Here is a 17,043-nt window from a genome sequence, read left to right on the forward strand (position 1 = left end):
ATTAACCGCTCAGGACACTAGTATCCAAATCATGTCCGTCATCGGCAGCGCTGTTCCCGCCCACCTCAGGGAATTGGGACTGCTCGCCTGCTGGTACTTGGTACGGGACGGCGAACCCGTCAGCGGCCCGCTCACTTCACTGCCTGATGCCCAGGCCCAGTCGCGCAAGATGGCCCACTGCTTCCACGCCTAAGGCAATTGCACTTTCGGCCTGGTTTCGACGAACAGCGCCCAACTGGACATGAACAGCGCGGCGATCAGCGGCCCGATGACAAACCCGTTCAGGCCAAAGATCGCCAGCCCGCCCAGGGTCGAGATCAGGATCAGGTAGTCGGGCATCTTGGTGTCCTTGCCCACCAGGATAGGCCGCAGCACGTTATCCACCAACCCGATCACGAACACTCCGAACAGCGCCAGCACTACGCCTTGCCAGATCGAACCACTGAGCAGGAAGTACGCCGCCACCGGGGCCCAGACAATCCCTGCCCCCACCGCCGGCAACAGTGACAGAAATGCCATCAGTACCGCCCAGAGCAATGCGCTGGGAATGTCCAGAAACCAAAAAATCAAGCCGCCCAATGCCCCCTGAGTCACGGCCACCAGCACGTTCCCCTTGACCGTGGCGCGCACCACTCGATTGAACTTGAGCTGCAGGCGACGCTTTTGCGGCTCGGCCAACGGTACTGCCGTGCGCACTTTGCGCACCAATTCAGGGCCATCGCGCAGCAGGAAGAACAGCAAATACAGCATGATGAAAAAGCTCACCAGGAAGTCAAAAGTGCCTTGGCCGAAGCTGAACGCCTGGGTGGCGAAAAACTGGCTGCCCTGCATGGCGCCCTTGACGATCTTTTCCCGCAGCCCTTCCAGGTTGCCCATGCCGAAGCGGTCCAGCAGTTGCTGGAAGTACGGCGGCAACACATTCTTGAACTGCTCAAGGTAGCCGGCGATGTCCAGCTTGCCGCTCTCGATATTCTTGTAAAGCGTCGCCCCTTCCTGCACCAGCAAGGTGCTGGTGATGATCACCGGCAAGATCGCGATCACAAGGCAGGCGGCCAAGGTACAGAGTGACGTCAGGTTACGGTTCCAGCCGAACCGCAACTGCAAGCGCCGCTGCATCGGCGCAAAGATGATCCCCAGAATGACGGCCCAGAACACCGCTCCATAAAACGGCAGCAGGATCCAGAAAAAAGCCAGGGTCACCAGCACCAACAGTACCAGCAGGGCTTTGAATTGCAGGTTAGTTTGATTCATGTTCGATCCATGGCAGAAAACACAGGGCACCCAAGCGTCCCTTGATGTTTAGTCCGCAGCGAATCCTGCGAGTGCCCTTTTACGTAGACCCAGATCAATAACGCCTGGCAGCACCTCGACTACCCTGCCGTCCTTTTGCGATTGAAGCTCCCATGCTCCCTGCCCTTGCCCCCGAACTGCTGGCGCCCGCCGGCACCCTGAAAAACATGCGCTACGCCTTTGCCTACGGTGCCGATGCGGTGTACGCCGGGCAACCACGCTACAGCCTGCGAGTGCGCAACAACGAGTTCGACCATGCGAACCTGGCCCTCGGCATCCAGGAAGCCCACGCCCAGGGCAAGCGTTTCTACGTGGTGGTCAACATTGCGCCCCACAACGCCAAGTTGAAGACCTTCCTCAAGGACCTGGACCCCGTCATTGCCATGGGCCCGGACGCGCTGATCATGTCCGACCCGGGGCTGATCATGCTGGTACGCCGCCACTTCCCGCACATGCCGATCCACCTCTCGGTGCAGGCCAACACCGTGAATTGGGCCAGTGTCGAGTTCTGGCAGTTGCAAGGGATCTGCCGGATCATCTTGTCGCGAGAGCTGTCCCTGGAAGAAATCGCCGAAATCCGCCAGCAAGTCCCGGCCATGGAGTTGGAAGTCTTCGTCCACGGCGCGTTATGCATGGCCTATTCCGGGCGCTGCCTGCTGTCGGGCTACATGAACAAACGGGATGCCAACCAGGGGACCTGCACCAATGCCTGCCGCTGGAAGTATCAAGCGACCCCGGCGGTGGAAAACACCGTCGGCGATATCGTCCAGCCGTATCAGCCGGAACCCACCCTGGGCTTGGGCGCGCCCACCGACCAGGTGTTCCTGTTGCAGGAAGCCAACCGCCCCGACGAACAGATGCCGACCTTCGAAGACGAACACGGCACCTACATCATGAACGCCAAGGACCTGCGGGCGGTGCAGCATGTCGAGCGCCTGGCCCACATGGGCGTGCATTCGCTCAAGATCGAAGGCCGCACCAAGTCGCACTTTTACTGTGCGCGTACCACCCAGGTTTATCGTCAGGCCATTGACGATGCCGTGGCTGGGCGGGCATTTGATCGGGGTTTGATGACCCATCTGGAGTCACTGGCGCAACGTGGCTACACCGAGGGTTTTCTGCGCAGGCACGTGCATGACGAGTACCAGAACTACCAGAACGGCAGCTCGGTGTCGCAGCGCCAGCAGTTTGTCGGGGAATTGACCGGTGAGCGGCGTGGCGAGTTGGCCGAGGTCAAGGTGAAGAACCGTTTTGCCGTGGCTGATCATCTGGAGTTGATGACGCCGGCGGGGAATTTTCATTTTGATCTGGGGATGATGCAGAACGGCAATGGCCAGGCGATCGAGGTGGCGCCAGGGGATGGGCATACGGTGTATGTGCCGGTGCCGCTGGAGATGGGGTTGCGGTTTGGGTTGTTGATGCGGGATCTATAAGGGAAATTGAGGGTGGCTGTTCTGGCCTCTTCGCGAGCAAGTCGAAGAGGCCAGAACAGCCACCTCAATTCTTGAATCAGATCCTGAACTGCCCCACCAACTTGCCCAACCGCTGACCCAGGTCCGCCAGGCTACGCGACGTCTGTGCACCCAGTTGAGTCTCGTCAGCCACGCTGTCCACCGCCACGGCAATCTGATGCACGCTGCGGTTGATCTCTTCGGCCACGGCGGTCTGTTCTTCGGCAGCGCTGGCAATCTGCGCGTTCATCGAGTTGATGGTGCCGATCAACTGGGCCATGGTATCCAGAGACGCTCCGGCTTCGTTGGCCTGGGCCGAGGTGCCGTCACCGGCATCGCTGGAGCGGCGCATGGATTCCACAGCGGCCTCGGTGCCCTTTTGCAGGCGGTCGATCATGCCCTGGATTTCCTGGGTGCTTTGTTGGGTGCGGCTGGCTAAAGCCCGCACTTCGTCGGCCACCACCGCAAAACCACGTCCGGCCTCGCCTGCCCGCGCCGCTTCAATCGCTGCGTTGAGGGCCAGCAGGTTGGTCTGTTCGGCAATCGAACGAATCACCCCAAGCACGCTGACAATCGACGACACATCCTTCTGCAGGCTGTCCAACGACACACCGCTGCTGCGGATGTCACTGACCAACGCATGGATCTGCGCGATGCTGCCGTCCACCACGCGCTTGGCGGCCTGGCCTTCGGCATCCGTCTGCTGCGCCGCCACGGCCGCGCCTTGGGCACTGCGCGCTACTTCATGGGCGGCCGAGGACATTTCGTTGATCGCGGTGGCCACCTGATCGGTCTCCTGCCGCTGGCGTTCCATGGCCAGCTCCGAGCGCTGCGCTTGCTCGGAAACCTGGCTCACCAGCCCAGTGAGTTGCGAGGTCATCTCGGTAATCTGGCGCACCAGGCCATGGATCTTGTCGACGAAGCGGTTGAACGAGCCGGCCAACTCGCCCAGCTCATCCTGGCTGGTGATGACCAGACGCCGGGTCAAGTCGCCTTCACCGGCAGCGATGTCGTCGAGGTTGATCTTCATCAGGTGCAGTGGCCGCAAAATCGTATTGGCTACCAGCATGCCCACCGCAGCAATCACCAACAGCACGACCAACGCGATGCCGATAATACTTAGCAACACACCTTCCATGCGCTCGTGCACCTTGACTTCGACTTCGCTGACCTGGGTTTCAATGCCATCCAGATTCACCGCGGTGCCGATAACCATGTCCCACTTCGGCAGGTATTCGGTGTAACCCAGTTTGGGCACCAACACCTTCTCGTTACCCGGCAGCGATGAGCTGTATTGCAGGTAGTGAGTACCGTCCTTGCCCACTTTCACCAGATCGCGGTTGACGTATACGCCGTTCGGGTCGCGGTTGTCCTTGAAGCTCTTGCCGACGCCATCCGGACTATTGCCCTTGAACAGCCGTACGGTTTCGGAGTCGTAGCCGAAGAAATAGCCATCCTTGCCATAGGTGATACTGGACAACAACTTCACCACTTGGGCACGGGCCGCGTCGTCGCCGGGGGCGGCGGCGTCGTACAGCGGCTTGATGGTGGTCATCGCCACCGCCACGTAGCTCTGCAGGGTGGCCTTGGCATCCTCGAGCAGGCGCTGACGGGTTTCTTCGACCTCGTTGTCGGCCTGCCCCTTGAGGACCCACACGGTGGTCAAGCTGATGACCACCGCAAACAGCAGCACAGGCAGTACCGCGAGGGACAATACTTTGGCCTTCAGGCTAAGGCGCATGGTTTTTCTCTCTCGATTAGGGAGTGGTTTATGGGGTTAACGGCTTGGCGGGGAAAAACTGTAGGCCGCTATCGCAGCCTCGTTTCACTCGACAGTGCCTGCACGAACAACCTACAACGTCATCGCGGCAAACCAGCCGAAGGCCAGCAATGGCAGGTTGTAGTGCAGGAACGTCGGCACCACGGTGTCCCAGATATGGTGATGCTGGCCGTCGATGTTCAAACCGGAGGTCGGGCCCAGCGTCGAGTCCGAGGCCGGCGAACCGGCATCACCCAAGGCTCCGGCGGTGCCGACAATGCACACGATGGCCAGCGGGCTGAACCCCAATTGCACACACAACGGCACAAAGATCGCCGCGAGGATCGGCACGGTGGAAAACGACGAACCGATGCCCATGGTCACCAGCAAACCCACCAGCAACATCAGCAGCGCACCCACCCCGCGGCTATGGCCGATAAAGGCTGCGGATGCTTCCACCAGGGTCCGGACTTCGCCGGTGGCCTTGAGCACCTCGGCAAACCCCGACGAGGCGATCATGATGAAGCCGATCATCGCCATCATCTTCATGCCTTCGGTGAACAGGTCATCGGTTTCGCGCCAGCGCACGATGCCCGACACCGAGAAGATCAGGAACCCGGCCAGGGCACCGATGATCATCGAGTCCAGCCACAGCTGAATAATGAACGCCGAGGCAATCGCCAGGCCGGCCACCAACAGGGTCAGCGGGTTGTATTGCACGGCAACCTGCTCGACCCGCTCGATTTTCTCCAGGTCGTACACACGTTTTTTGCGGTAGCTGATAAACACTGCCACCAGCAGGCCGACCACCATGCCCAGCGCCGGGAGGCCCATGGCGTGGGTGACGTTGACGTGACTGATGTCCACCCCGCTCTTGGCGACGTTGGCCAGCAGGATCTGGTTAAGGAAAATGTTGCCGAAGCCCACCGGCAGGAACATGTAGGGCGTGATCAAGCCGAAGGTCATGACACAGGCGATCAGCCGGCGGTCCAGTTGCAGCTTGGTCAGCACATATAACAGCGGCGGCACCAGCAGCGGGATAAAGGCGATGTGGATCGGCAGGATGTTCTGCGACGCGATGGCCACCACCCACAGCAGGCCGATCAACAGCCATTTGACGTGGCTGCCACCGCTGGCCTCCTGGCGGTCCACCAGCAGCAGCGCCTTGTCCGCCAAGGCGTGGGCCAAGCCGGATTTGGCAATCGCCACCGCGAAAGCGCCGAGCAGTGCGTAGGACAACGCCACGGTAGCGCCACCACCCAAACCGCTGTTGAACGCCTTCAATGTGGCATCGATTCCCAAGCCACCGGTCAGGCCACCCACGAGGGCGCCGACAATGATCGCAATGACCACATGCACGCGAGACAGGCTGAGCACCAGCATGGTACCGACCGCGGCGATTACTGCATTAACCATGGTTACCTCAAGACAGAAAGCTAAAAAAACAGCAAAACACGGGCATGCCGGCGCCCGGGCAAGCGTCGAAAACGACTGCCGGAATGCAGGCTTAAAAAGAGTTTTATTAGAGGGCGCGCACTTTGCAGCAGGTAGGACGTCATGTCAAAGACGAAGGCCCGAGGGGAAACTTTAAATTGAACGCATGAATAAAGAAAAAACCTGGCCCGCCGATACAGACAGATCGTCTCTGTCGTATCGCAAGGTTAAGGATATCTCCATGTCGCTCAGACAGCTGTCCATACAATGGAAAATTACCCTCCTGGCTGGCCTTTGCCTGGCGGGAATCGTGACCTTGCTGGTGGGTCTTTCGTTGTATCGCATGGAGCAGAGTTCCCAACGGGTCAAGGCGTCCAGCATGGAGATGCTCGACGAGGCCGCCCAGGCGCGCATCGAGGCCCAGGGTGAAGTCCAGGCGCTGGGCATTCGCCAGCAGTTCATGGACGCCTACCAGTACGGCCACGGTTTTTCCCGGCAGGTGCTGTTTTTGCGTGAACAAGCCGAGAAGCGCTTCCTGGATGCCTTCGACCTGCGGGAAGACCTGACCCGCCAAGTCAAGGCCGCGCTGCAAGCCAACCCGGATTTGCTGGGCCTGTCCCTGGTGTTCGAAGCCAATGCACTGGACGGCAAGGACGAGCTGTTCAACGGTCAGAAAGAGCTGGGCAGCAATGAAAAAGGCCGCTTTGCCCTGTACTGGTCGCAGCCGACACCCGGCAAGTTGACCTCAATGCCGCTGCCGGAAAGCGACATGTCCGACACCAGCATCGGCCCCAGCGGTGAGAAGGCCAACGCGTGGTTCACCTGCCCGCGCGCCACCCTCAAGCCGTGTGTGATCGAGCCCTACTTCTATGTGATCGACGGGCAGAACGTGCTGATGACCAGCATCGTTTTCCCGCTGAGGGTGGACGGTAAAGTCATTGCCTCGCTGTCGGTGGACATCAACCTCAATAGTCTGCAAGCCATCAGCCAGCAGGCCAGCCAGAAGCTCTACGACGGCCAGACCAACGTCAGCATCATCAGCCCGGTGGGCCTGCTGGCCGGTTACAGCCCGGATGCCAGCCAACTCAGCCAGCGTCTGGACAAGGTCGACACCACCAGTGGTGCGCAACTGATCAAGGCCCTGACCGACAGCACCGAGACCCGCAGCCTGCGCAGCGATCATCAACTCAAAGTGTTGGCGCCGTTCCAACCGATTCCGGGTGGCAAGTCGTGGGGCGTGTTGCTGGATGTGCCGGAAAAAGTCCTGGTCGCCCCCGCCGAAGCCCTCAAGGCCGAACTGGATGCCGACAACGCCAAAGGTACCCTGCTGGAACTGAGCCTGGGCCTGCTGGCAGCGATTGTCGGGTTGTTGCTGGTGTGGCTGATGGCTCGTAGCGTGACCCGGCCGATCCTTGGCGTGGCGCGCATGCTGGAAGATATTGCCAGCGGTGAAGGCGACCTGACTCGGCGCCTGGCCTACGACAAGCGCGATGAGCTCGGTGAGTTGGCCGGCTGGTTCAACCGTTTCCTCGACAAGCTGCAACCGATCATTGCCCAGGTCAAACGTTCGGTACAGGACGCCCGTGGTACCGCCGACCAGTCCGCCGCCATTGCCAGCGAAACCAGCGCCGGCATGGAGCAGCAGTACCGCCAGGTAGACCAAGTGGCCACGGCCTCCCACGAGATGAGCGCCACCGCCCAGGACGTCGCCCGCAGCGCCGCCCAGGCCGCCCAAGCCGCTCGCGATGCCGATCAGGCCACCCGCGAAGGCCTGACCGTGATCGATCGCACCACCACCAGCATCGGCCACCTGGCCGCTGACATGAGCACGGCCATGGCCCAGGTCGAAGGCCTGGCGGCCAACAGCGAGAAGATCGGTTCAGTGCTGGAAGTGATCCGCGCCATCGCCGAACAGACCAACCTGCTGGCCCTCAACGCCGCTATCGAAGCGGCCCGTGCCGGCGAGGCCGGTCGTGGTTTTGCGGTGGTCGCCGATGAAGTGCGCAACCTGGCACGTCGTACCCAGGAATCGGTGGAGGAAACCCGCGCGGTCATCGAGCAACTGCAAAGCGGCACCCAGGACGTGGTGGGTTCCATGAGCAACAGCCACCGCCAGGCCCAGGGCAGCGTCGAGCAAGTGGGCCATGCCGTGACAGCGCTGCGCCAGATCGGTGATGCGGTGACGGTGATCAGCGACATGAACCTGCAAATCGCCAGCGCCGCCGAAGAACAGAGCGCAGTAGCCGAGGAGATCAACCATAACGTGGCGAGCATCCGTGACGTGACGGAATCGCTGTCGGGCCAGGCCAATGAGTCGGCGCGGGTCAGCCAGGCGTTGAACAGCCTGGCCAATCAGCAGCAGAGCTTGATGGACCAGTTCAGGGTTTGATGGGATAACGCCGTCCCTGTAGCCGCTGCCGAGGTACGAGGCTGCGATAAGGGCCGAAGGACCTTCAGCGATTTCAAGACCCTGACGACTGCTGCGCAGCCGATCGCAGGCTGCGCCAGCGGCTACAGGTGATCGGCAGCGGCTACGGGAACAGACCTTCAGCCCTGGCGACGAGGCAGCTCAATCACCACCCTCAACCCGCCCAACTCACTCTCCTGCAACTGCAACACCCCGCCCCACACTTCGACGATATCCCGCACGATACCCAGCCCCAGGCCATGGCCCTGGGTTTGTTCATCCAAGCGTGTACCACGGCTGAAAACCTGGTGGCGCTGGCTCTCGGGAATCCCCGGGCCATCGTCCTCGACACTCAGGCGGAAACCCTGCGCCACTTCATCGATGCGCAGCAGCACCTCGGCATCTGCCCACTTGCAGGCGTTGTCCAGCAGATTGCCCAGCAGCTCCAGCAGGTCCTCACGATCCCACGGCAACTGCAAACCGGGCTGTACGTGGTAGCTCAACGCCAGATGCTCGCCGTGGATCATGTTCAAGGTGGCCAACAACCCCGGCAACTCTCCATCGCAGTCAAACAAGGCCCCGGGCAAGGTCTCGCCAGCCAGCCGTGCGCGATTGAGTTCTCGGTTGAGTCGTTGCTGTACCTGTTCCAGTTGCTCGCGCAGCAGCTTGGCAAGCTGCGGATGGTCTTTGAGTTGTTCGCTGGACGCCACGCTCAGCAACACTGCCAGCGGGGTTTTCAAGGCATGGCCGAGGTTGCCCAGGGCATTGCGTGAGCGCTTGAGGCTGTCTTCGGTATGGGCCAGCAAATGGTTGATTTGCGCCACCAATGGCTCCAGCTCAGCCGGTACCTGGGTATCCAGTTGCGAGCGCTGGCCTTGCTGCAGTTGGGCGATCTGTTCACGAGCGGTTTCCAGGGGACGCAGGGCCCTGCGCACGGTGACCCGTTGCAGAACCAGGATCAGCAATAACGCCGCCAACCCGATGACCAGACCAACCTGACGCATCAGTCGAAAGCTTTCCCTGACCGGCGTGTAGTCCTGCGCCACACTGATGGAAATCGATTCGCCGAAGCGCTTGTAGTCCGAACGCAACACCAACAGTTGCTGGCCTTCCGGCCCCAATTGCAGGTTGCCCTTCAGCCCTGTGTGAGGCAGTCGCGGCAATTCCTGATCCCACAGGGAGCGAGAGCGCCAGTGGGTGTCGGAAAAATCGATACGAAAATAGTGCCCGGAAAACGGGCGCTGATAGGCCGGAGACAGGCGCTGCTCATCCAGCTGTATACCAGTGGGCCCACGCACCAGCGCCACCAACAGGTTTTCGCTGTCGTTGCGCAGTCCTGCCTCAAGGTAGCGCTGCAAGCCCATTTCAAACAGCCACAGACTGGTTTGCGCCAGCACCAGGCCAACGATCACCATGACGCTGATCAGCCCCAGGCTCAACCGCCGCTGAATGGACTTCACGCTTTACTGGCGCCAAACAGGTAGCCCTGGCCGCGGCGGGTTTCGATCACGCTGCGGCCCAGCTTGCGGCGCAGATGGTTGACGTGGACTTCCAGTACATTGGAATCGCGCTCGGTTTCACCGTCATACAGATGTTCGGCCAAGTGGCTTTTCGACAGAATCTGCTCGGGATGCAGCATGAAATAACGCAGCAACCGAAACTCGGCGGCGGTCAACTGAATCTCGTCGCCATCACGAATAACGCATTGGCGCCCCTCGTCCAGATGCAAGCCGGCGGCCTGCAGGGTCGGCTGGTTTGCCTGACCGTGTGAGCGGCGCAACAAGGCCTGGATGCGCAGGTGCAATTCTTCGGGATGAAAGGGTTTGCTCAGATAGTCGTCGGCACCCGCCTTGAGGCCTTCGATGCGTTCGGCCCAGGAGTCACGGGCGGTAAGGATCAAAACCGGCGTGGCCAACCCGGCGGCGCGCCACTGCGCTAATACCTCCAACCCTGGTAGGCCAGGCAGGCCGAGGTCGAGAACAATCAAGTCGTAAGGCTCGCTGCGCCCCTGATACACCGCGTCGCGCCCGTCCGCCAACCAGTCGACGGCATAACCCTGGCGATTGAGCCCGGCCATCAACTCATCGGCCAGCGGTACGTGGTCTTCCACCAGAAGCAGGCGCATCAGTCGTCTTCCTTGTCTTTGAGCAGTTCGCCGGTATTGGCGTCGAGTTCAATTTCTCGGACCACCCCTTCGACCGTCAGCAGTTCGATTTCATAGATATACCGCACGGGCCGATCCTTATGCTCCTCCAGCTCGGCATCCAGCAAGCGGCTACCGGGATAGCGCTCGAAAGCCTGCCCCAGCAACTGCTCCAGCGGTTTGATGTAACCTTTCTGGCTCAAGCGCAACGCCTCGTCCTGGCCCAGGTCTCGTGCGGCCAGACTTGAGCAAAACGCCAGGAGCACCAGCGCCACTCGACTGCCGGTGCGTAGATTTACCTTCATTACGTATCCTGATGGTTCTTGAGGATCGCCCCAGTAACAGCGTCCAATTCCAGGTCCCACTCGATACCCTGGGCATCGTGCAGTTCCACTTGATAAAGGTACTTGCCGTATTCCTCTTCAAGCTCGGTTTCATGCACCGTGGCGCCGGGGTGACTGGCCAGTGCCGTCGCATTGAGCTTCTCGAAAGACACAATGGTACCAGCGTCACGCAGTCTCAGCGCTTCATCCGGCCCCAGGTCTCGGGCATGAGCCAGGCTGGCGGTCATGGCGATGATACTGGTGGTGGCTAAAGCTGTGAGGATTTTCATGGAGAGTCTCCGTTTCGGAATGTTTTTCCTACGGGACTCACGGTAACGGCTGCAACTTAACTGAAGCTGAATTGCCACCATGGCAATTCACCTTGCGTGCGATCGGGGCAGATTTTCTATACTGCGCTGCTCGTTCCCATAGAGACCGGTATGACGGCTATTCACATCAAATACCCGGCCCTGACGCTCAAGGCCGGCAAACGCGCCCTTTCGCGGATCCGCGAACAGGGTTTGAAACCCGCGGATGTCGGCATTCTGCCCGGCGCGGCCGGCGGACCAAAAGCCTTGGGGATCCAGGGCATCGACCTGGCGTTGTTCGGTGATTGGCTGCCGCGTGCACCTCGTCAGCGCTCACTGATCGGCGCGTCTATCGGTTCCTGGCGGTTTGCCAGTGCCTGCCTGCCCGACCCAGTGCAAGGCCTGCTGGACCTGGGCCGGCTATATAACGAACAGCGTTTCGCCAAGGGCGTGACCATGGCCGAAGTCAGCCAGAGCTGCCAGCGCATGCTCGACGACTTGCTGGCCGGGCGCGACGCCACATTGCTGGCCAACCCCGACTATCGACTGAACATCGTGGTGGTCAAAAGCCATGGCTTGCTGGCTGACGATCATCGCGGCCGCCTGGGCCTGGGGCTGTCGTCGGTGATTGCCGATAACCTGCGAGGACGCGCGCGGTTGTCACGACATTTCGAACGGCTGATCATCCACGACCCGCGCCAGGCACCACCGCTGCATCCGCTCAAGGATTTCCCATCGCGCTTCCTCCACCTGGAACTGGGCAACCTGCGCCAGGCGTTGCTGGCATCCGGCTCGATTCCGATGGTCATGCAAGGCGTGCGCGACCTGCCGGGCGCGGGCAAAGGCACTTACCGCGATGGCGGCCTGCTGGACTATCACCTCGACCTGCCCTACCACGGCGATGACATCGTGCTGTACCCGCACTTCACCGACCGGGTCATTCCTGGCTGGTTCGACAAAAGCCTGCCCTGGAGGCGCGGTAATCAGCAGGGCTTGCAGGACGTGTTGCTGTTGGCACCGTCCAGGGAATACCTGGCCCGCCTGCCTTACGGCAAACTGCCGGACCGCAGTGACTTCAAGCGCTTCATGGGCGATGACCCGGGCCGCAACAAGTACTGGCAAACGGCGATGAGTGAAAGCCGGCGGCTGGGGGATGAGTTTCTGCAGTTGGCGGATAATGGCGACCTGGGTGAGCGGCTGCTCGCTCTCTAACTTGCTTGACCGTTCTCCCGGAGTAACCGCTGGCGAACCGCGGCGTACCTGACGCAGCCTCGCTGGGGCTCGACAGCTGCTACGCGGTATGCGCAGCGTCGGGCCAAGCTGTTAAACTTGCCGCCTGCCTGACACCTGACCGAGCTGAAAATACCGTGGAAATCTTCAAAGAGTTTACCTTCGAGTCCGCCCACCGCCTGCCCCACGTACCCGAAGGCCACAAATGCGGGCGCCTGCATGGCCACTCGTTCAAGGTGGCTATCCACCTGAGCGGCGACCTCGACCCGCATACCGGCTGGATCCGTGACTTCTCGGAGATCAAGGCGATTTTCAAGCCGCTCTACGAGCGTCTCGACCACAACTACCTCAATGACATTCCCGGCCTGGAAAACCCTACCAGCGAAGTGCTGGCCAAATGGATCTGGAATGAATTGAAACCGCTGCTGCCGGAACTCAGTGCGATTCGCATCCATGAGACCTGCACCAGCGGCTGCATTTATCGCGGCGAGTAAGGGGGCAGTACTTATTGAAAACCACCACTACGGTGGTTTTTTTATGCATGGCGCCAGCCTCTTTGGGCAACGCCAAGCTGATGGCCTTGCCCTGGTCGGCTACAGCGTATAAACCGGACATCTCGGCATTCAAGGAACCCATCATGGAAAATACCTGGCTGGCCCAGGCCAAACGCCTGCAGGCACTGGCGTCCACAGGGCTGCACTTTTGCACCGATGACTTCGAGCGCGAACGCCTTGAGGAGATCGCTCATATCGCCCACAGCATGCTCGCGCAACTGGGCAATGTGCCTCTGGAGCGCATCACCGGGCTGGTTTCGGATTTCGCCAAGCGTTATTCGACGCCCATGCTCGATGTGCGTGGCGCTGTGATTGAGGGCGATCGCATCTTGTTGGTGCGAGAACTGAACGACGGCTGTTGGGCGTTGCCGGGTGGCTACGCCGATATCGGCTTATCCGCAGCGGAAAACATCGTCAAGGAAATCCGCGAAGAAGCTGGCCTGACCGTAACGGCTCAGGCGCTGTACAGCGTCACCCACAAGGCAAAAGGCTTGTACAAGCCTGATACCCGGGATTTCTACAAGCTGTACTTCCTGTGTGAACGTGTCGACCAAGCCGCGCCAATGGCGGGTTTCGAGACCACGGAGGTCGGTTTCTTCAGCCTGGATGACCTGCCGCCGCTGTCCCGAGGCCGGACCATCGAGAGTGATCTCGAAGCGGCGTTTGCGTTTCATCGCGGCGAGACGACTCATACTCTGTTTGATTGACCCCTTCCCCGCCCCAGGAGTTGGCACGAGCAGTGCTACACACCTGCGTCATTTATTCAGGGAGAAGGCACATGACGCAGCACGAACCTGGCAACGATTACCCCCTCAGCGAAGTGCCCATGCATGCACGCAAGGGCCTTATCTCAACGGCCATGGTGCTGTTGGGTTTCACGTTTTTTACCGCCACCATGTTCGCGGGCGGCAAGCTGGGGGTGGCCTTCAGCTTTGTCCAGATGCTCGGCGTCGTGGCCCTGGGTAACCTGCTGTTGGGTATCTACGCCGCAGGCCTGGGTTACATCGCCTTCAAGAGTGGTTTGAACTCAGTGCTGATGGGACGTTTCTGCTTTGGTGAAATGGGCAGCAAGCTGAGTGACCTGATCCTGGGGTTTACCCAGATCGGCTGGTACGCCTGGGGCACCGCCACCGCCGCCGTGGTGCTGGGCAAATACTTCGAACTGAGCCAGGGCAGCGTGCTGGCATTGATGGTGCTGTTTGGCATGGTGTTTTGCGCCACGGCTTACGTGGGGTATCGCGGGCTGGAGATTTTGTCCTACATCGCCGTGCCGGCCATGGGCATCCTGTTGTTTCTGTCGATGTGGGTCGCCACGGTGAAAGTCGGCGGGCTGGATGGCCTGTTGACTGTGGTGCCAACCGGCGAGTTGGATTTGTCCACCGCCATCACTCTGGTGTTCGGCACCTTTGTCAGTGGTGCGACCCAAGCTACCAACTGGACGCGATTTTCCCGTTCGGCCAAGGTGGCAGTGCTGGCCAGCCTGATTGGTTTCTTCATTGGCAATGGCTTGATGGTGTTGATCGGTGCCTACGGCGCCATCGTCTATCAGCAACCCGATGTGGTGGAAGTGTTGCTACTGCAAGGCTTTGCCATGGCGGCGATGGCCATGCTGCTGCTCAATATCTGGAGCACCCAGGACAACACCATCTACAACTTCGCCGTCGCCGGCTGCAACCTGCTGCGCACCGGGCGCCGCAAGACAGTGACCCTGGTGGGCGCAGTGATCGGTACACTGCTGGCGCTGGGAGGCATGTATGACATGCTGGTGCCGTATCTGATCCTGCTGGGCACAGTGATTCCGCCGATTGGCGGGGTGATCATGGCGGATTTCTTCTATCGGTATCGCGGCGCCTACCCACGATTGGCCGACACACCGTTGCCGGCGTTCAACTGGCCTGGGTTGATCGCCTATGCCGTCGGTACAGTGCTGGCATTCAACTCACCCTGGGTGGCACCGCTGGTGGGAATTGTCGCTGCGTCGTTGACCTACATTGTGCTCACCGCTGTACTGCGGGTGCGGGCGCCATTGACTGACGTCCAGGCATAATGACCACCTGATTGCTTTTTGCCCAAGAGGAACTTGCCCATGCATATCATCAACGCTCGCCTGCGCAACCGTGAAGGCCTGCATGATCTGCACCTGGAACACGGCCGGATCGCCAGCATCACCCCACAAAGCACAGCGCCAGCAGCAGGCCCGGATGATCTGGACGCTGCCGGCAATCTGGTTGTTCCCCCCTTCGTCGAGCCGCATATCCACCTCGACGCCACCCTGACCGCCGGCGAGCCACGCTGGAACATGAGCGGCACATTGTTCGAAGGCATCGAGTGCTGGGGCGAACGCAAAGCCACCATCACCCAGGAAGACACCAAGGCCCGCGCCAAGAAAACCATCCAGTCCCTGGCCGCCCACGGCATCCAGCATGTGCGCACCCACGTCGACGTCACCGATCCGGATCTGACAGCCCTCAAGGCGATGCTGGAAGTACGCGAGGAAAGCACGCACCTGATCGACCTGCAGATCGTCGCGTTTCCCCAGGAAGGCATCGAGTCTTTCCGCAATGGCCGCGAACTGATGGAAGAGGCCATTCGCCTGGGCGCCGACGTGGTCGGCGGTATTCCGCACTTTGAATACACCCGCGACCAGGGCGTCAGCTCGGTGAAATTCCTGATGGACCTGGCCGAACGCACTGGTTGCCTGGTGGATGTCCATTGCGATGAAACCGACGATCCCCACTCGCGCTTTCTTGAAGTGCTGGCCGAAGAAGCCCGCAGTCGTGACATGGGCGCCCGCGTCACCGCCAGCCACACCACGGCCATGGGTTCTTACGACAATGCCTACTGCGCCAAGTTATTCCGCCTGTTGGGGCATTCAGGCATCAGTTTCGTTTCCTGCCCCACCGAAAGCATCCACCTGCAAGGTCGCTTCGACAACTTCCCGAAACGTCGGGGCGTGACCCGAGTCAACGAACTGCTGGAAGCCGGCATGAACGTCTGCTTTGGCCAGGACTCCATCGTCGACCCCTGGTACCCACTGGGCAACGGCAACATCCTGCGGGTGCTGGAAGCCGGTTTGCATATCTGCCATATGCTTGGCTATCGCACCCTGCAAAGTGCCCTGGACCTGGTCACTGACAACAGCGCCAAGGCCATGGCGCTGGGGGATCGTTATGGCCTGGAGCCTGGGCGCCCGGCGAACCTGCTGATCCTTTCCGCCGACAGCGACTATGAAGTGATTCGCAGCCAGGGGTTGCCGTTGTATTCGATTCGCGGGGGCCAGGTGTTGATGAAGCGTCAGCCCGCACAGGTGGCGTTTTTGTAGGTTCAAACAATCGAATCGATATCCAGGGTTTGCACCCTTCCCGGCCCCCAACCGTCATCCGGTTGTGAGGGGATACTTGCCACTTGGGATCGTTCGCGGTTTTCCTGATGGGTAAACCAGCGGTTCAAACACGGTTGCAGGTTTGGGGATCGGGCGTGGCTGCCGTAGACGTCCCAGGTTTGCAACCGACGCCAGCGCAGGCTTGCCAGGCGTTTTCGACTGGTATCCAGGCGATCGACCTCGGCACTTAGGGCGGTCTGACTGTCTTCGTCACTGCGCTGGTTGGCAGGACGTCGACGGTGCAGCTCGTAGTTCTTGTCCCGTAATTGTTGTTGCATGGTGCTGAGTGCTTTCTCGATCAGCTCAAACTCGCGGGGGGTTACCAAGGTGCCGTTGGTGTCCAGGGTTTGTTGCCAGCGGCGCAAGGTTGCCCAGGCTGCCGGGATATAGCCGGTGACCATAAAGTGATGGCTGGACCGAACCAATTGCTTGATCAGATTGGGCCTGTCCGGCATATCACCGTGGAGTCGCAATGCGCGATGACAGGCTGCTTCTTCGATGGATTCACACCCAGGGGCCCACAGTACCGAGGACTGCGTGCCGTCGGGCAGGATGATCGGCATGAAATGTTGTTGTGCACCGTGGTGCTGATAGGGGTTGCCGCTCAGGCGAACCAGGCCCAGGGCGAATAGCAGGCCACCGGGGGCCGGGTTGCTGAACAACATTACGGCACCCGGGATCCAGATTTTGGCGGTGGTGTTCATCCACGGTGCCGGGACGCTGGGGACCGGGTCGTTGTAGTTGACGATGCGGTGGTGTACC

Annotated in this window: 15 protein-coding genes and 2 pseudogenes; 8 read left to right on the forward strand and 9 right to left on the reverse strand. The window is 60.5% G+C overall.

The genetic code is table 11. The features are described 5' to 3' along the window. Positions 1-193, forward strand: a 193-nt coding sequence (locus J7E41_RS25035; protein ID WP_214996987.1) for a hypothetical protein, incomplete at its 5' end; no start/stop codon positions are given. Here the strand turns inward: J7E41_RS25035 and J7E41_RS25040 are convergent. After that, positions 190-1,251, reverse strand: coding sequence for an AI-2E family transporter (locus tag J7E41_RS25040; protein WP_214996973.1), 1,062 nt, complete (start codon positions 1,249-1,251; stop codon positions 190-192). The genes J7E41_RS25035 and J7E41_RS25040 overlap by 4 nt on opposite strands. Positions 1,252-1,403: 152 nt before the next feature. Between J7E41_RS25040 and yegQ the strand changes: the two genes are divergently transcribed. Next, positions 1,404-2,723 (forward strand): tRNA 5-hydroxyuridine modification protein YegQ, encoded by a 1,320-nt coding sequence (gene yegQ, locus J7E41_RS25045; RefSeq protein WP_214996974.1) that lies wholly within the window; start codon positions 1,404-1,406, stop codon positions 2,721-2,723. Positions 2,724-2,799: 76 nt separating this feature from the next. On the opposite strand, the gene J7E41_RS28595 is transcribed toward yegQ, so the two are convergent. The 3 genes and pseudogenes from J7E41_RS28595 to J7E41_RS25055 all read right to left on the reverse strand — a co-directional run bounded on the left by J7E41_RS28595 (position 2,800) and on the right by J7E41_RS25055 (position 5,916). After that, a complete protein-coding gene (locus J7E41_RS28595) occupies positions 2,800-3,621 on the reverse strand; it encodes a methyl-accepting chemotaxis protein (protein ID WP_435304140.1) in 822 nt (273 codons plus the stop codon). A 36-nt stretch (positions 3,622-3,657) separates the two neighbouring features. Further along, positions 3,658-4,482: pseudogene (locus J7E41_RS28600) on the reverse strand (cache domain-containing protein); the annotation flags it as partial. 111 nt (positions 4,483-4,593) lie between these two features. Next, positions 4,594-5,916: a Na+/H+ antiporter family protein gene (locus tag J7E41_RS25055; RefSeq protein ID WP_214996976.1), complete on the reverse strand. Its 1,323-nt coding sequence runs from the start codon at positions 5,914-5,916 to the stop codon at positions 4,594-4,596. A 259-nt stretch (positions 5,917-6,175) separates the two neighbouring features. On the opposite strand from J7E41_RS25055, the gene J7E41_RS25060 reads away from it, so the two are divergent. Then, positions 6,176-8,323, forward strand: coding sequence for a methyl-accepting chemotaxis protein (locus J7E41_RS25060; protein WP_214996977.1), 2,148 nt, complete (start codon positions 6,176-6,178; stop codon positions 8,321-8,323). Positions 8,324-8,481: 158 nt separating this feature from the next. On the opposite strand, the gene J7E41_RS25065 is transcribed toward J7E41_RS25060, so the two are convergent. Genes J7E41_RS25065 through J7E41_RS25080 form a run of 4 tightly spaced genes read right to left on the reverse strand, consistent with a single transcriptional unit; the run spans position 8,482 to position 11,097 of the window. Further along, positions 8,482-9,801, reverse strand: a complete 1,320-nt coding sequence (locus J7E41_RS25065) for a sensor histidine kinase (RefSeq protein WP_214996978.1) — start codon at positions 9,799-9,801, stop codon at positions 8,482-8,484. Beyond that, a complete protein-coding gene (locus J7E41_RS25070; RefSeq protein ID WP_214996979.1) occupies positions 9,798-10,466 on the reverse strand; it encodes a response regulator transcription factor in 669 nt (222 codons plus the stop codon). Before J7E41_RS25070 ends, J7E41_RS25065 begins: the two co-directional genes overlap by 4 nt. After that, entirely contained in the window at positions 10,466-10,789 is a 324-nt protein-coding gene (locus J7E41_RS25075) for a PepSY domain-containing protein (RefSeq protein WP_214996980.1), read from the reverse strand. Before J7E41_RS25075 ends, J7E41_RS25070 begins: the two co-directional genes overlap by 1 nt. Then, positions 10,789-11,097 carry a PepSY domain-containing protein gene (locus tag J7E41_RS25080; protein WP_214996981.1) on the reverse strand — a complete coding sequence of 103 codons (309 nt, stop codon included), beginning with the start codon at positions 11,095-11,097 and terminating at the stop codon, positions 10,789-10,791. Before J7E41_RS25080 ends, J7E41_RS25075 begins: the two co-directional genes overlap by 1 nt. A 150-nt stretch (positions 11,098-11,247) precedes the next feature. On the opposite strand from J7E41_RS25080, the gene J7E41_RS25085 reads away from it, so the two are divergent. From J7E41_RS25085 to codA, 5 genes are all read left to right on the forward strand, one after another. Then, positions 11,248-12,327 (forward strand): patatin-like phospholipase family protein, encoded by a 1,080-nt coding sequence (locus J7E41_RS25085; RefSeq protein ID WP_214996982.1) that lies wholly within the window; start codon positions 11,248-11,250, stop codon positions 12,325-12,327. A 155-nt stretch (positions 12,328-12,482) separates the two neighbouring features. After that, positions 12,483-12,839: a 6-carboxytetrahydropterin synthase QueD gene (queD, locus tag J7E41_RS25090; protein WP_003190259.1), complete on the forward strand. Its 357-nt coding sequence runs from the start codon at positions 12,483-12,485 to the stop codon at positions 12,837-12,839. A gap of 143 nt (positions 12,840-12,982) precedes the next feature. Then, positions 12,983-13,606, forward strand: coding sequence for an NUDIX hydrolase (locus J7E41_RS25095; protein ID WP_214996986.1), 624 nt, complete (start codon positions 12,983-12,985; stop codon positions 13,604-13,606). 71 nt (positions 13,607-13,677) lie between these two features. Further along, positions 13,678-14,946, forward strand: a complete 1,269-nt coding sequence (gene codB / locus J7E41_RS25100; protein WP_214996983.1) for a cytosine permease — start codon at positions 13,678-13,680, stop codon at positions 14,944-14,946. Positions 14,947-14,985: 39 nt separating this feature from the next. Further along, on the forward strand, positions 14,986-16,221 hold the full coding sequence (codA, locus tag J7E41_RS25105) for a cytosine deaminase (protein ID WP_214996984.1): 1,236 nt from the start codon (positions 14,986-14,988) through the stop codon (positions 16,219-16,221). Positions 16,222-16,223: 2 nt separating this feature from the next. Here the strand turns inward: codA and J7E41_RS25110 are convergent. Further along, a pseudogene (locus J7E41_RS25110) lies at positions 16,224-17,043 on the reverse strand (lipase family protein); the annotation flags it as partial.

Source organism: Pseudomonas fluorescens (assembly GCF_018614655.1).
GTDB classification, from domain to species: Bacteria; Pseudomonadota; Gammaproteobacteria; order Pseudomonadales; family Pseudomonadaceae; genus Aquipseudomonas; species Aquipseudomonas fluorescens_BX.

Excerpts from the sequence above, each read along its gene's own strand:
- J7E41_RS25040 (WP_214996973.1), bottom strand. The coding sequence starts at position 1,251 with ATGAATCAAACTAACCTGCAATTCAAAGCCCTGCTGGTACTGTTGGTG.
- yegQ (WP_214996974.1), top strand. The coding sequence starts at position 1,404 with ATGCTCCCTGCCCTTGCCCCCGAACTGCTGGCGCCCGCCGGCACCCTG.
- J7E41_RS28595 (WP_435304140.1), bottom strand. The coding sequence starts at position 3,621 with ATGACCTCGCAACTCACTGGGCTGGTGAGCCAGGTTTCCGAGCAAGCG.
- J7E41_RS25055 (WP_214996976.1), bottom strand. The coding sequence starts at position 5,916 with ATGGTTAATGCAGTAATCGCCGCGGTCGGTACCATGCTGGTGCTCAGC.
- J7E41_RS25060 (WP_214996977.1), top strand. The coding sequence starts at position 6,176 with ATGTCGCTCAGACAGCTGTCCATACAATGGAAAATTACCCTCCTGGCT.
- J7E41_RS25070 (WP_214996979.1), bottom strand. The coding sequence starts at position 10,466 with ATGCGCCTGCTTCTGGTGGAAGACCACGTACCGCTGGCCGATGAGTTG.
- J7E41_RS25075 (WP_214996980.1), bottom strand. The coding sequence starts at position 10,789 with ATGAAGGTAAATCTACGCACCGGCAGTCGAGTGGCGCTGGTGCTCCTG.
- J7E41_RS25080 (WP_214996981.1), bottom strand. The coding sequence starts at position 11,097 with ATGAAAATCCTCACAGCTTTAGCCACCACCAGTATCATCGCCATGACC.
- J7E41_RS25085 (WP_214996982.1), top strand. The coding sequence starts at position 11,248 with ATGACGGCTATTCACATCAAATACCCGGCCCTGACGCTCAAGGCCGGC.
- J7E41_RS25095 (WP_214996986.1), top strand. The coding sequence starts at position 12,983 with ATGGAAAATACCTGGCTGGCCCAGGCCAAACGCCTGCAGGCACTGGCG.
- codB (WP_214996983.1), top strand. The coding sequence starts at position 13,678 with ATGACGCAGCACGAACCTGGCAACGATTACCCCCTCAGCGAAGTGCCC.
- codA (WP_214996984.1), top strand. The coding sequence starts at position 14,986 with ATGCATATCATCAACGCTCGCCTGCGCAACCGTGAAGGCCTGCATGAT.